12 protein-coding genes are annotated in these 14381 nt (G+C 71.9%); 8 read left to right on the top strand and 4 right to left on the bottom strand.

The genetic code is table 11. The annotated features are described in order from the left end of the window. The first annotated feature begins 161 nt into the window (after positions 1-161). Genes AOM46_RS01135 through AOM46_RS01120 form a run of 4 tightly spaced genes read left to right on the top strand, consistent with a single transcriptional unit; the run spans position 162 to position 4258 of the window. Positions 162-1220: an iron chelate uptake ABC transporter family permease subunit gene (locus tag AOM46_RS01135; RefSeq protein WP_062204241.1), complete on the top strand. Its 1059-nt coding sequence runs from the start codon at positions 162-164 to the stop codon at positions 1218-1220. Continuing rightward, positions 1217-2281, top strand: a complete 1065-nt coding sequence (locus tag AOM46_RS01130) for an iron chelate uptake ABC transporter family permease subunit (RefSeq protein WP_062204239.1) — start codon at positions 1217-1219, stop codon at positions 2279-2281. Before AOM46_RS01135 ends, AOM46_RS01130 begins: the two co-directional genes overlap by 4 nt. Beyond that, entirely contained in the window at positions 2278-3156 is an 879-nt protein-coding gene (locus AOM46_RS01125; protein ID WP_078856473.1) for an ABC transporter ATP-binding protein, read from the top strand. The genes AOM46_RS01130 and AOM46_RS01125 overlap by 4 nt, the downstream gene beginning before the upstream one ends. 55 nt (positions 3157-3211) lie before the next feature. Next, positions 3212-4258, top strand: coding sequence for an ABC transporter substrate-binding protein (locus tag AOM46_RS01120; protein WP_062204235.1), 1047 nt, complete (start codon positions 3212-3214; stop codon positions 4256-4258). Between the two features lie 15 nt (positions 4259-4273). Here AOM46_RS01120 and AOM46_RS01115 read toward each other — a convergent pair whose 3' ends face one another. Beyond that, positions 4274-5290, bottom strand: coding sequence for a LacI family DNA-binding transcriptional regulator (locus AOM46_RS01115; protein WP_062204233.1), 1017 nt, complete (start codon positions 5288-5290; stop codon positions 4274-4276). A gap of 292 nt (positions 5291-5582) precedes the next feature. On the opposite strand from AOM46_RS01115, the gene AOM46_RS01110 reads away from it, so the two are divergent. Together AOM46_RS01110 and AOM46_RS01105 are read left to right on the top strand one after the other, a co-directional pair. After that, a complete protein-coding gene (locus tag AOM46_RS01110; protein ID WP_062204230.1) occupies positions 5583-6350 on the top strand; it encodes a ThuA domain-containing protein in 768 nt (255 codons plus the stop codon). Next, a complete protein-coding gene (locus AOM46_RS01105; protein ID WP_062204227.1) occupies positions 6347-7462 on the top strand; it encodes a Gfo/Idh/MocA family protein in 1116 nt (371 codons plus the stop codon). Before AOM46_RS01110 ends, AOM46_RS01105 begins: the two co-directional genes overlap by 4 nt. Before the next feature lie 96 nt (positions 7463-7558). On the opposite strand, the gene AOM46_RS01100 is transcribed toward AOM46_RS01105, so the two are convergent. Together AOM46_RS01100 and AOM46_RS01095 are read right to left on the bottom strand one after the other, a co-directional pair. After that, entirely contained in the window at positions 7559-10657 is a 3099-nt protein-coding gene (locus AOM46_RS01100) for a ThuA domain-containing protein (RefSeq protein WP_062204224.1), read from the bottom strand. A 265-nt stretch (positions 10658-10922) separates the two neighbouring features. Then, positions 10923-11582, bottom strand: coding sequence for a ThuA domain-containing protein (locus AOM46_RS01095; RefSeq protein WP_107079948.1), 660 nt, complete (start codon positions 11580-11582; stop codon positions 10923-10925). Positions 11583-11797: 215 nt separating this feature from the next. Here AOM46_RS01095 and AOM46_RS01090 point away from each other — a divergent pair, with 215 nt between their 5' ends. After that, positions 11798-12433, top strand: coding sequence for an NADAR family protein (locus AOM46_RS01090; RefSeq protein WP_078856472.1), 636 nt, complete (start codon positions 11798-11800; stop codon positions 12431-12433). Here AOM46_RS01090 and AOM46_RS01085 read toward each other — a convergent pair. After that, a complete protein-coding gene (locus AOM46_RS01085) occupies positions 12420-13262 on the bottom strand; it encodes an SOS response-associated peptidase (RefSeq protein ID WP_062204218.1) in 843 nt (280 codons plus the stop codon). The genes AOM46_RS01090 and AOM46_RS01085 overlap by 14 nt on opposite strands. A gap of 235 nt (positions 13263-13497) precedes the next feature. Between AOM46_RS01085 and AOM46_RS01080 the strand changes: the two genes are divergently transcribed. Further along, a complete protein-coding gene (locus AOM46_RS01080) occupies positions 13498-14337 on the top strand; it encodes a hypothetical protein (protein ID WP_062204215.1) in 840 nt (279 codons plus the stop codon). Positions 14338-14381 lie beyond the last annotated feature (44 nt).

Below are 14381 nucleotides of genomic sequence, written 5' to 3'. Positions count from 1 at the left end.
GCCCCCGCATAACATGAGGCGACTTAGGGATGCCTAACCTAACTTGGTGGGCGGTTTCCCCTGCCGTCGCCTGTCCGGTCGTCCCGCGTCGGACCCCAGCCAGACCCCAGTCGGATCCCAGCCAGCCCCCTGCCGTCCCCTTCACCGCCCGGAGCACGACCATGCCACCCACGGCGCCGCCCGCCGTCGCGCAGGACGACGACCTGGTGCGCGAGCGGTCCTCGCGTCCCGGCGCGCTTGCCATGGCGCTCGGCTGCTCGCTGCTGCTGGTGGTCCTGGTCGCGGCCAGCCTGCTGATCGGCTCCGGCTCCATCGGCATGGCCGAGACCGTCGACGCCCTGCTCGGGCGCGGCGACGGGGACACCACCAACGAGCTGCTGATCCGCGAATACCGGGTGCCGAGGACCGTGTTGGCGCTGCTGGTCGGCGGTGCGCTCGGCCTGGCCGGCGCCGTCATGCAGGCCCTGACCCGCAACCCGCTGGCCGATCCGGGACTGCTGGGCGTCAACGCCGGCGCCTACGCGGCGGTCGCGTTCGGCGCCGCGTTCCTCGGGGTGAACGGCACCAACCGGCAGGTGTGGTTGGCGCTGGCCGGCGCCGCCGCGACGGCCGTGCTGGTCTACACGGTCGGCACCGGCGGGCGTGGCTCGCACGGCGCGGCGAAGCTGGTGCTCACCGGGGTCGCGGTGGGCGCCGTGCTCAGCGGTCTGGCCCTCGCCGTCACCCTGGTCCGGCCCGAGACCTTCGACCGCCTCAGGTTCTGGCAGGTCGGCTCTCTCCAGGGCCGGCAGTGGGACACCGTGCTCGCGATCCTGCCGTTTGTCGCGGCCGGCACGCTGCTGGCGCTGGCGTTGCCCCGTTCGCTCAACAGCCTGGCGCTGGGCGACGACGCGGCCGCCTCGCTGGGCACCCGGGTGGTGGCCACCCGGCTGACCGGCCTGCTCGCGGTGACGCTGCTCTGTGGCGCGGCGACGGCCGCCGCCGGGCCGATCTCGTTCCTCGGGCTGCTGGTCGCGCACGGCGTCCGGGCCGTCGTCGGGCCCGATCTGCGGCGCGTGCTGCCGGCCGGACTGCTGGCGGCGCCGGTGCTGTTTCTGGCCGCCGACGTCCTGGGCCGGGTGCTGGTCCCGGCCGAACTGCCGGTCGGCGTGGTCACCGCCTTCCTCGGCGCACCGCTGCTGATCGCGCTCACCCGCCGCCGCCCGGGGGGCGCGGGATGAGCCCGACGGAACGGATCTGGCCGGCGCGCACCCGGCTGCTACGGCTGCCCTGGCCCGACGCCAGGATCCGTGTCGACCTGCGGGTCGCCGCCGTCAGCGCGGTGCTGACGCTGGCCGCGCTCGCGGTGTGCCTCTGGTCGCTGACCATCGGCGAACTGTCCATCGCACCCGGCGAGGTGCTGGCCGCGCTGACCGGCGACGCCGACAGCGGGATCACCCGGGTGGTGCGGGAGTGGCGGCTGCCGCGCGCCCTGCTCGGGCTGCTCGGCGGCGCGGCGCTGGGCGTCAGCGGGGCGATCTTCCAGTCCCTCACCCGCAATCCGCTGGGCAGCCCCGACATCATCGGCTTCAACGCCGGCGCCTACACCGGCACCCTGCTCACCGCGCTGCTGGTCGGCGACAGCGAGTTGGGCACCACGGCGGGCGCGCTGCTCGGTGGGGTCTGCACCGGACTGCTGGTCTATGTGCTGGCGTTCCGCCATGGCGTCCAGGGCCATCGGCTGATCATCGTCGGCATCGGGGTGAGCGCGCTGCTCACCTCGGTCAACAGCTATCTGCTGGTCAGCCTCCGCCTTGAGGAGGCCATCGCGGCCGCCACCTGGGGCGCGGGCTCGTTCCACGACGTGGGCTGGCCGGAGGTGTGGCCGGTGCTGATCGCGACCGCGCTGCTGCTGCCGGCCGCGCTGCTGCTGACCGGCCGGATGCGGCTGCTCGAACTGGGCGACGACGCGGCGCGCGCCCTGGGCGTCCCGGTCGAGAGGACCCGGCTGGCGATGCTGCTGGTCGGCGTCGGACTCACCGCCGTGGTCACGGCGGTGGCCGGGCCGATCGCCTTTGTCGCGCTGGTGGCGCCCCAGTTGGCGATCCGGCTGACCCGCTCGGGCGGGATCCGGCCGCTGCCGGCCGCCGCGATGGGCGCGCTGCTGCTGACCTGCGGGGATCTCATCGCCCGCACCGTGGTCGCCCCGTCCCAGCTGCCGGTCGGCGTGGTCACCGTCTGCCTGGGCGGCGCCTATCTGGTCTGGCTGCTGTGGTCCGGCGCCCGGCGGGGGACGGCATGAAGGACCGGACGACCATCTACCACGACGAGACCGGGACCGATCCGTTGACCGAACTCACACACCCCGGCGGTGTGCCGCTCGGCGCCCGAGGGCTGACCGCCGGATACGACCGGCGCACCATCCTGACCGGGCTGGACGTGGACATCCCGGACAACTCGTTCACCGTGATCGTGGGTCCGAACGCCTGCGGCAAGAGCACCCTGTTGCGCACCCTGGCGCGGCTGCTGCGCCCCGAGGCCGGCCGGGTGCTCCTGGCCGACGGGGACATCGCGCGCCTGAAGACCAAGGAACTGGCCCGCAGGCTGGGCCAGTTGCCGCAGAGCCCGACGGCGCCCGACGGCATCACGGTGGTCGATCTGGTCTCCCGGGGACGGCATCCGCACCAGTCGCCGCTGCGCCCGTGGTCCACCAGGGACGAGGCCGCCGTCCGGGAGGCGCTGGCCGCCACCGGGCTCACCGGGCTCTCCGGCCGGTTGGTGGACGAGCTCTCCGGCGGGCAGCGGCAGCGGGTGTGGATCGCGATGGTGCTGGCCCAGCAGACCCCGCTGCTGCTCCTGGACGAGCCGACCACCTTTCTCGACCTGGCGCACCAGCTGGACGTGCTGGATCTCTGCGCCCGGCTGCACGAGGAGGGCCGGACCCTGGTCGCGGTGCTGCACGACCTCAACCAGGCCGCCCGGTACGCCACCCATCTGATCGCGATGAAGGACGGCCGGATCGTGGCGCGGGGAGCGCCGACCGAGGTCGTCACCGAGCGGCTGGTCGACGAGGTGTTCGGCGTTCCCGCCCGCGTCATCGACGATCCGGAGACCGGCACCCCGCTGGTGATCCCCCGCGCCGACCGCGCCCACCGGACCGGACGCCCCCACTCCTGAATCCCGCACACCCCCGTAACCCCCGTAGCCCCCGAAACCGAAGGACCGTTTCGCGATGAACTCCCTGTTCCGTGCCCCCCGCCGCACCGCCGTCGCCACCGGCGCCGCCGTGCTCGGGCTGCTGCTGACCGCCTGCTCCTCCTCCGACAACGGCGCCGACGGCGGCAACGCCGAGGACAACGGGGGCGGCGGCGGTGAACTGCTCGCCTCGGTGGAGACCGCCTACGGCACCGTGGACATCCCCGCGCCGGCGGACGGCGAGCTGACCGTGGTCGCCCTCGGCTGGTCGGACGCCGAGGCGGCGCTGGCCCTGGGCGTCACCCCGGTCGCCGTCTACGACTGGCTCGGCTTCGGCGAGGACCAGAAGGGCGTGGGCCCCTGGGCGACCGAACTCTTCGGGGACGAGACCCCCGAGGTGATCGAGAACGTTAACCAGTCGGTCAACTACGAGCAGATCCAGTCGATGGAGCCGGATCTGATCCTCAACACCCGCTCCGCCAACGACGAGTCGCAGTACGAACGGCTCTCCTCCATCGCGCCCACCGTCTCGCCGCCCGCCGACACCCCGGCCTTCGCCACCCCCTGGGAGACCCAGACCAGGCTGGTCGCCCAGGCGCTCGGCAAGGAGGCGGAGGGCGAACGGCTGGTGACGGAGGTCGAGGAACGGATCGCCGCTGCCGCCGCCGAACACCCCGAGTTCGAGGGCGTCGGCGCCGTCACCGGATCCAAGTTCGGCGACGCCTACGGAGCCAGCCTGCCCGGCGACGCGCGCTTCGACCTGCTGGCCCAGCTCGGCTTCGAACTGCACGGGCCCGTCGCCGAACTCCCCTCGTCCGAGGGCTTCTACGCGCCGGTCGCGACCGAGCAGGTGGAGGTCCTGGACGCCGAGGTCGCGGTGCTCTTCCCCATCGGCTACACCCTGGACGAACTGCTCGCCGACCCGCTGATCCAGTCCCTCCAGGTGGTCAGGGACGAGCGCGCAGTCTTTCTGGACGGCGAGGGGGACGTCTCCCAGGCGTTCAGCGCGGCCAGCGTGCTGAGCATCCCGCTCGCCCTCGACGCGCTGCTGCCCGAACTGGCCTCGGCCGTCGCCGGCGACTGAACGCCGGGCCCCGCCCTACGAGACGGCGGCGGTGCTGTTCCGCACCACCAGGGTGGTGGCCAGCTCGACGCGGGGGCTCTCCGGCTCCTCGCCGTTCATCAGCCGGACCAGGGTACGCAGCGCGCTGCCGCCCATCTCCTTCAACGGCTGACGGACCGTGGTGAGGGCCGGGGAGACCCAACGCGCCTCCGGCAGATCGTCGAAGCCCACCACGCTGATGTCGTCCGGCACCCGCAGGCCGGCGCCGGCGATGGCCTCATAGCCGCCGATGGCCATATGGTCCGAGCAGATGAACATGGCCGTCGGGCGGTCGGGCGACTCCAGCAGCGCCCGCACCTGTTCGGCGCCGCTGGCCCGGTCGTAGGTGCCGTGCCGCACCTGCCCGGACGCCACCTCGATGCCGGCGGCCGCCATCGCCGAACGGTAACCCGCCGTCCTGGCCCGCGTGTAGAGATGGTGCGGCGGGCCCGTGACCAGCGCGATGCTCCGATGTCCTCGCTGCAGCAGATGGGTGGTCGCCTCATAGGCGCCGGCCCAGTTGGTGGTGCCGACCGACATCACGTCCGGCGGCGGATCGCTCAGCGGATCGATGACCACACAGGGCACCCGCGCCTGGGCCAGCCGCCCCAACTGGTCCTGGCTGGGCTCGATCAGCCCCAGCACCACACCCGCGCTGCCGCGCTCCAGGACCCGGTCCACCCAGTCCTGCGCCCGGTGGTTGGTGGCCGCCTCGGACGAACGGGCGACGGAGATCGCCACATGCACCCCCGCCTCGTAGGCCGCCGCCTCCATGCCGCTGGCGACGCTCGCCGGCCAGGAGCCGTCCAACCCGCTCAGCACCAGGTCGACCGTGCGGATCGCCGGCTCGGAGGCCGAGGTGCCCCGGCGCACATAGTGGTGCTGGCGCAGTGCGTCATCGACCTTGGCCCGGGTGTCCCGCGAGACGTCGTCCCGGCCGTTGAGGACCTTGGAGACGGTGGAGATCGACACACCCGCCATCTCGGCGATGTGCGCGAGAGTGGGGCGGGGCATCCTGCTTTCGGTCACGAGTCCATTCTCTGCTCTTCCGATACTTTTCGAGACACTGTAATCCGGGGGACCCCCCGGCCCACACCGAGTCCGTCACCCCGGGGCCGGCCGGTCGGCGCGGCCTCCACGGACAGTGACCAGTTCTCGTTCCTTCCCCTGCCTTGACGGGCCGACGCCCGACATCTAGCTTCCCTACGACCTGTTTTCGAAAACTGATCGACACCGTGCTGCCTCCGGCTGCCCGGCCCGCTGCCGACGCGGGGCGCCACCCCGGTACTCCCGACAGGAGAGCCCATTGTCGTCATCGTCACTCCCCCCGCCCCTGCGCGTCACCGTCTGGAACGAGGGCCGCCACGAACAACAGGATCCCGAGGTCGCCAAGAGATACCCGCACGGCATCCATGGCGCCGTCGCCGAGGGTATCGAGGAACACCTGGGCGCACGGGTGTCGGTCCGCACGGCGACCTTCGACGAGCCGGAACACGGGCTGACCGAGGCCACCCTCGCCGAGACCGACGTACTCACCTGGTGGGGGCAGTTGACCCACCGCGAGGTGTCCGACGAGGTGGTGACCCGGGTGCACCGCCGGGTGCTCGCCGGCATGGGGCTGATCGTGCTGCACTCCGGGCACTGGTCGAAGATCTTCACCCGCCTCATGGGCACCACCTGCACCCTGCGCTGGCGCAACGCGGCGGAACGCGAACTGGTGTGGACGGTCGCCCCCGCCCATCCCATCGCCGCCGGCGTCGACCATCCGATCGTCATCGACCAACAGGAGACCTACGGCGAGTTCTTCGACATACCGGCGCCCGAGGAACTGGTCTTTATCAGCTCCTTCAGCGGCGGCGAGGTCTTCCGCAGCGGCTGCACGTTCCGGCGCGGCAACGGCCGGATCTTCTACTTCAGCCCCGGCGACCAGGAGTACCCCGTCTACCACCATCCCCAGGTGCGGCGGGTGATCGCGAACGCCGTCGGCTGGGCGGCGCCCGAGGCGATCCGCGCGGTGCCCCGGCTCACTCACAGCGAGGCCGGTTGGTTCGAGGACGCCGGCGGGCCGGCGTGACCGGGCCCGGGTTCGCGACCCTCGCCGACGACGGCGAGCCGCTGCGGGTGCTGGTGGTGGGGGCCGGCGGGATGGGCCGCGCCTGGCTGGGCGCGGTCAGGGACAGTCCGGACACCACCCTGGTCGGGCTGGTCGATCTCGCCCCGGACCGGGCGACCGCCGCGCTCGCCGAAGCGGGCCTCGCCGACGTGCCCGTCGGCACCGAACTCGCCGAGCTGGCCCGACGGACCGAGCCCGACGCCGTCATCGACGTCACCGTGCCGGAGGCGCATCTGCCGGTGACGCTCACGGCGTTGTCGCTCGGGCTGCCGGTGCTGGGCGAGAAGCCGCTGGCCGGCACGCTTCCCGAGGCGCTGCGGCTGACCGCGGCCGCCGAGGCGAGCGGCCGGCTCTTCATGGTCAGCCAGTCCAGGCGCTACCACCCGCAGCTGTACGCCCTCCGGGCGCGGGCCCGGGGCCTGGGCCGGATCGGCGTGCTCAGCACGGAGTTCTTCCGGGCGCCCAGGTTCGGCGGGTTCCGCGAGACGATGGCCCAACCGCTGCTGGTGGACATGGCGATCCACGCGTTCGACACCGCCCGTTGGCTGCTCGACGCCGAACCGGTCGCCGTCCACTGCGCGTCGTACAACCCGCCCTGGAGCTGGTACGAGGGGGACGCGGCAGCGACCGCCGTCTTCGAGATGGCCAACGGCGCGCGCTATGTCTACACCGGCAGTTGGTGTGCTCCGGGCGCCGAGACCTCGTGGAACGGCAGCTGGCGGCTGAGCGCCGAACACGGCTCGGCCAGCTGGGACGGCAGCGGACCGCCCGAGATCGAGGGTGCCGCCGGCCGGGACACGGAGGCGGAAGGGCCGGGCGGCAAGGGGATAGCCGGCTCGCTGGCCGAGTTCGTCCACGCGCTGCGCACCGGGCAGCGCCCGATGGGCGAGGTGCACGACAACGTGTGGACGCTGGCCATGGTGTTCGCCGCGGTCGAGTCCGCGACCACGGATCGGCGGGTGCGGATCGTCGACCTGCTGGAGGCCGCCCACCGGGAGGCGTCGGCCGACGCCGGCGAACTGGAGCGGGAGCGGCTGGCGGCCTGGCCGTCCGTGGTGGCCGCGCTCGGCTGACGCCGCCGGACGGCGCGACGGACCGCCGGGCCCCGCCCGGCCGCCCCCGCGAGGGGACGACCGGACGGCACCCGCGTGCGGGCGGATCACGAGGGCTCAGTCCTCGGTGATGCCCTGACCGATGAACTCAACCCAGTTGACGTTGAGTTCGCCGGTCGTCTTCACGAAGTACAGCGGGCCGCTCTCGGTCGTCGAGTCGCCGCTCACCGTCCCGGTGAAGTTGTCGTACTCCTGCCAGGCGCCGGTGGCGTCCAGCTCGATGGTCGCCACCGTCGGCCCGGTGTCCGGGTTTCCGGTGCGGACCTCGACGGTCGCGCCCAGCTGGTTGGTCGCCGCGCGCAGGCTGATCTCGTCGATGTTGGTGAGGTTGGCCGGCTCCCAGGCCCACCAGTCACCGTTGTCGATATGACCGATGTTCTTGCCGCCACCGGCCGAGTCACCCGTGTCCTCGATGGAGACACCCGGGTCACCGCCGCCACCGGCGGACTCCAGACGGCCCGTGCTGTCGAAGTACTCGGCCTCCCGGTGCTTGGTCTGGAGCACCAGCACCTCCTGGGTGGTCAACGCCGGGGCGTCACCGTTGCCCTTGTCGGTGTAGGTGACGGTGACGGTGCCGAAGATGTTGGCACCGATATGCCCCTCGTCGCCGGGCAGCGGGAAGGTGCCGGAGCACCCCCGGTACTGCTCGTAGCCGTGGGAGTGCTCGTCATGGCCGAGCCCCGGCTGCACCACGACGTCCTGGCAGTCGACCTCGCCGTCCTCCGCGTCGGTGACGGACACCTGGTAGGCGATGGTGTCCCCGAACTCGAAGTAGCCGCCGTCGACCGGGGCGGTGACCTCGATCACCGGAGCGGTGTTGCCCGACACGATGGTCAGGTTGGACACCCCGGTGCTGCCGTCGGCGTCGGTCACGGTGAGCCGCGCGGTGTACTGACCCGGCTCGGTGTAGGTGTGACTGCCGGTGGCCTCGGTGCTGTCCACCGAACCGTCACCGTCGAAGTCCCACGCGAACGTCACGGGGGTGCCGTCCGGATCGTGCGACCCCTCGGAGTCGAAGTTGACCTCCAACGGCGCGGGCCCCGAGGTGCGGTCGGCGGTGATCTTCGCGACGGGGGAACGGCTCCCCTGCACATAGTCGATCCGGTAGACGCCCGAGTCGCTGTTGTCGCCGCCGAAACCGCTGCCCCACTCGATCACATAGAGCGCCCCGTCCGGGCCGAACTGGAGGGCGTGCGGACGATTGAAGCCCATGTCCTCGAAGATCCGCGTCACCTCGGTGACCGAGTCACGCGCGTCGTCGAGGGTGAGCGAGAAGAGCCGGCTGTCGTTCCAGTCCGCGAAGACGACGTTGCCGTCGTACTCCTCGGGCCATTTGACGGCCGAGTCAAGCTCCGGGTCGAACTGGTAGGCACCGCTGGTCATCGGGGCACCGCTGCCACCGATCTCCGGCGACCCCGTGGTGGACTTGCCCATCCACAGCTCCGCCGGGATGGCGGCCGGAAGCTCCGTCACCCCGGTGTTGTTGGGCGAGTCGTTGACCGGCGCCGAGCAGTCGAACGCGGCGCCCGAGCTTCCCGCGGCGAAGTCGTAGTCGATATAGGGGGTGTTGTCACCGACGCAGTACGGCCAGCCGTAGAAGCCGGGCTCGTTGACGATGTTCCACTCGACCCGGCCGTCGGGGCCCCGGTCCTCGCTCACATTGCCGGCGTCGGGACCGTAGTCGGCGACATAGAGGCCGTCGGTGGTCGGGTCGATGCCGATCCGGAACGGGTTGCGGAAGCCCATGGCGTAGATCTCGGGCCTGGTGTTCTCCGTGCCCTCGGCGAAGAGGTTGCCGTCCGGCACGGTGTAGCCGCCGTCCGGCTGCGGGGTGATGCGCAGCACCTTGCCGTTGAGCACGGCGCTGTTGGCCGAGGTGCGCTGCGCGTCCCAGGCGGCCCGCCCCTCCTGCTCGTCGATCGGGGAGTAGCCGTCGGACGCGAACGGGTTGGTGTTGTCCCCGGTCGCGATGTAGAGGTTCCCCTGGGTGTCGAACTCCAGGGCCCCACCGGCATGGCAGCACTCCTGACGCTGGGTGTCCACCGTCAGAACCACCTCCTCGCTGGCGAGGTCGAGGGTGTTGCCCTGGACGGTGAACCGGGAGACCCGGTCGATCTCCTCGGTGCCCTGCGGCGAGTAGTAGAGGTAGATCCAGCCGTTGTCGGTGAAGTCCGGGTCCAGGGCGATGCCCAGCAGGCCGAACTCCTGACCGGTGTAGACGGAGAGGGTGCCGGCCGTGGCCACCGAACCGTCCGTGCCGATCACCTTCACGGCGCCGTTGCGGTCGATATAGAAGACCCGACCGTCGTCGGCGACCGCCAGCTCCATCGGGTTGCTGGTGTTGTCGTCCAGCGTCACCTTCTCGAAGCCCTCGTCCAGCGGTTCGACGGCGCCGCCGCAGTCCGCCGGCAGCGCGCCGGCAGCCGTCTGGATGCCGCCGAGCAGATGCGCCAGGAACTCGGGCTCCTGGAACGACTCCTGGGTGTGGCCCATGCCGGTGTACCAGGCGCGGCCCGAATCGACGTTCTTGCACCAGGAGATGGGGTGGTCGTCCCCCATGCTACCGCCGTTGTAGCTGCTCTCGTCCAACGTGGCGAGGACGCGCGCGTCCTCCCTGGGGTTGGGCGCGTAGTTGTACCACTCGTCATGCCGCTCGAACTCGGCGGGCAACGAGGCGGTCGACGGATGGTCGGGGTCCTCCACCTGGACGGTGGCGGTCTGCGGTTCGGGGTGACCGGCGAAGTAGCCGCCCACCAACTCGCCGTACCACGGCCAGTCGTACTCCGTGTCGGCCGCCGCGTGCACGCCCGCGTAGCCGCCGCCGGCGGAGATATAGCGTTCGAAGGCGCCCTGTTGGTCTTCGTCGAGCACATCGCCGGTGGTGGAGAGCCAGATGACGACCTCGTACTGGGCGAGGTCCTCGTCGTTGAAGACCGCCGCGTCCTCGGTGGCGGTGACATCGAAGCCGTGCTCCTCGCCGAGCGCCTCGATGGCGGCGATCCCGGCCGGGATGGAGTCATGCCGGAAGCCCGCCGTCTTGCTGAAGACGAGGGCGTTGAAGTTCTCGGCATCATGGCCCGGATGCGCGACGGCGACGCCGGCGCCCACCAGGAGGGCCAGGGCGACGGCGCCGAAGCGCGCCGTCGGTCTGAACATTCGCTGGGCTGTTGCTCTCAACACTGCTCCTCACTGAACAGGTGGGGGTGTTGGGCTCCTTCGGTTCCGGGGCGGCTCCCCGGGCGTGAGGACCCTGCTGGGCGGGTGGGTCGGCCATGGGCCTGACCAGCCCGGTCCCCCACCGCGCGGCCGGGCCACGGGCGGGGAAATCTGCGGGTACGCGGGCCTTGAGGGAATGCGGCTGGGGGGCGACGTGGGGTTCTTCGGGGTTCCTGGGGGTCTCGGGGCTCTGGTGGGGGGACGGTCAGCGGCTGCCCCAGAGCAGGCCGCGTTCGGTGATGGCACGCACCTCGGGGACGGCGAAGTCGTCGAGGCCGTGGCCGATCGTGGAGACAAAGACCCGGCCCCGCCCCCAACGCCTGGTCCACACGGCGGGGATGGCGACCGGGCGCTCCCTGGCCTCGTCGGCGTCGAAGGTGACGGTCGCCAGCACGTCGTTCAACGGGTCGTCATGCACCCAGTACGGCGGGGTGGGCACCTCGAAGTCGCGCAGACCGGCGATGACGGGATGGTCGGCGTGCTCGCCGGAGAGCCGCACCCGCTGCGAACGCGGGCCCGGCATGTCCGGCACCGCCTGTCCGCCGACCAGCAGCCGGTAGGCCCGGTCGTCGGGGAAGGCGTCCAGGATCCCGCCGTGCCAGCCGGCGAAGCCGGTGCCGGCGCGCACGGCGGCGGCCAGCCCCTCGCTCTCCGCCCGGGTGATGTCGCCCAACGTCCAGCACTGGACGATCAGATCCGTCTGGGCGAGCAGCTTCTCGTCCTCGTAGACCTCCAGGGAATCCTCGACCAGGATCCGGAAGCCGTTCTCACGGAGGAAGGACATGAAGAGATTGGTGGTCTCCCGGGGCTGGTGACCCTCCCAGCCACCGCGCACCACAAGCACCTGCCGCCTTCCGGGGGCCATAGGGTTCCCCAGCTCCTTCCCCACCGCGCCGCCCCCGTCCTCGAAATATTTCGAAAAAAACCGCTTACTGCGCGAGCACTGTAGAAAGCGCTGTCGAGGCCGTCAAGGCTTCGAACACGGTCCCGGGAAACATTTCGAAAATAATCGGTAGTGTCGGGTCGGGGCGGCGAACCGGCCGCTGGCCGGATCGGCGGGTGGCCTGGCAGGCTGACGGCATGGGCCTTCTCGAACCGCCGCCCCGTGACCTCCAGGAGCTGTGTCGCCTCGAACAGCTGGACCAGCACGAACAGCCCGGGCCGCAGGGGCGGCTCGACCGGGGTGGGCAACGCCTCAAGTACCTCTACTTCTGGGGACATCGCCCCCGCCACGGCGGCCCGGGCCCCTGGTACCTCAGCCAGTGGTGGCCCGTCCCCTTCACCGTCGACGGCATCGCCTACCCGAGCGCCGAGCACTACATGATGGCGGCCAAGGCCCGGCTCTTCGGCGACGAGGAGACGGCCGCCCGCGTCCTCAACGCGCCGCATCCGGCGGCGGCCAAGGAGCTGGGCCGCCAGGTCTCCCCCTTCGACGAGGAAACCTGGCGCGCGCGGCGCTTCGACATCGTCGTCCGGGCCAGCGCGGCGAAGTTCGGCCAGCATCCTGAGCTTCGCGACTATCTGCTCTCCACGGCGGGACGGGTGCTCGTGGAGGCCAGCCCCGTCGACCGGATCTGGGGCATCGGGCTGGCGGCGGACGACGAACGGGCGGCCTCGCCGTCCCGCTGGCGCGGCCAGAACCTGCTGGGCTTCGCGCTGATGGCGGCCAGGGCGGCGCTCGCCGACCCCGGCCGGGAAGGCGTCAGAACAGGGTGACCTCCTCAGGGCCCGCCAACTCGGCCAGCAGCTCGGGGCCGTTGTTGCGCACGTTGCTGACCCGGGTGGACACCGGATAGGCGCGGAAGGAGCCGGGCGGCGGCGGAGCCAGCAGCCCCCGTATCTCCTCCGGCTCCCGCAGGGCCGGATCGAGCCAGGCGTCCCACCGCTCCGGCGGCAGCGTCAACGGCATCCGGGGGTGGATATCGGCCAGCGTGCGCGGCCCCTCCGCCTGATCCCCCTCGGCCTCCATGGCCTCCACGGCCCGGCCCGGCAACGAGGTGCCCTCCGCCTCCGTGGTGACCACGGTGCAGGTGGCCCACCAGGCGGCCGGATGGTCGTCCGGGAGCGAGGCATCACGCCAGAACTCGTAGAGCCCGGCGAACGCCATCACCGAGCCGTCGACCGGGGTGACGAAATAGGGCTGCTTCCTCGGGCGCTTGCGCTTGCCCTTCTCCTCCTCCACCCGCTCGGCGTCGCCGGTGACCCACTCGTAGTAGCCGTCGGCCGGCAGCAGACAGCGGCGGGCCACAAAGGGGCGGCGGTAGGACGGCTTCTCATGCACCGTCTCGGCCCTGGCGTTGATCATCCGGGCGCCACCCTCCGGCGACTTCGCCCAGGAGGGCACCAGCCCCCAACGAAGCTTCCGCAGCTGACGCACCGGCGTCGGCCCGGCCTCCTTCACCGGCCGCTCAAGGACGGCGTACACCTCCTTGGTGGGCGCCACGTTCCAGTCGGCCGGCAGGGGCTCCGCCGGATCAAGCAGCTCGACGTCGAAGAGGCCGGCCAGATCCTCGGGCCGCCTGCTCGCCGCATACCTTCCGCACATGGCGCCCAAGAGTAGTGCGGCCCTCTGACAACGCGCGCCCGAAGGCCGGACCCGGGGTCCGCGCCCGCCGCCACCTGCGACGACCCGTCGAACGCCCCGGCCGGTCCGACAACACCGCCCCGGAGCCCCGGGGTTGACCGCGCTCAGGACACCATCGCCCGCCCCAGGACGCGGGTTTGGCCGACGCTATGGTGTTCGACACCCCCACTGGTCCATCGCAACGAAACGGGGAGCCATGGACTACTGCGAAGCCTGCCGCCGTCATATCAACGGCGCACTGATCTGCCCCGGCTGCGGGGCGTTGGCCGCCTGGTCCCTGTCCGCGCCGAACGCGAGCGCGACCGACACCGACGCATCCGAGCCCAGGACCGAAGCGGGTCCTGCCGAGGCCGGCCCTGCCGACGCCGCCGAGACGAAGACCGTGCCGACGCCGGCCGCGGAGGACAAGACCCACCCGGGGTCGGACGGGACATCCCCGACCCTGGTTCACAGAAGCGAAGGGGAAAGAGGAAGGGGCAGGAGAAGAAGGCAGCCGGTCCGCCGCCGCGCCGGCCACGCCGCCACCCGCAACACCAGACGCCGCTACCTGCTGGCGGCGGTGCTGGGCCTGACGGTGCTGGGGATAGCCGTCGCCGAGGTCGGCGAGGTGGTGCTGCCCACCGGCGGCTCGGCCCAGGAACGGGACATCGAGGCCGTCGCCAGCTCCTCGCCGCTGGAGAGCGCGACGCAGGATCCGTCCTCCTCCGCATCGGAGCCGACACCGGGCGAACCCTCCACCGAGGCGGCCGAGACGGCGGAGACGGCCGAATCCGAGCCCCCGCCCGAGGAGTCGACGGACGCCGAGGCGTCGTCCCCGGCCGAGGCGCCCACGCCGGTCGAGGAGGGCGGCACCGTCGCGCCCCGACCCACCCCGGAGGAGTCGACGGCCCCCGAGCCGACCGAGGACCCGACCCCGGGCGACCCCGGCGAGCAGCCCCCGCCGCCCCAGGACCCGGAGCCCACCCCACCGCCGGACGACGAGGGTGACGGCGGTGGCGACGAGGACGACACCTGCGTTCTCTTCTGGTGCTGGTGACCCTCAGGAGCTGGTGACCGCCGCGCCACCGGGCGCCCCGCGCG

It is taken from the genome of Streptomyces sp. NBRC 109706 (assembly GCF_000974485.1).
Taxonomy (GTDB): Bacteria; Actinomycetota; Actinomycetes; order Streptomycetales; family Streptomycetaceae; genus Streptomyces.
The sequence above is the reverse complement of the archived record's forward strand: the minus strand, read 5'-3'. Positions and strand labels throughout refer to the sequence as shown.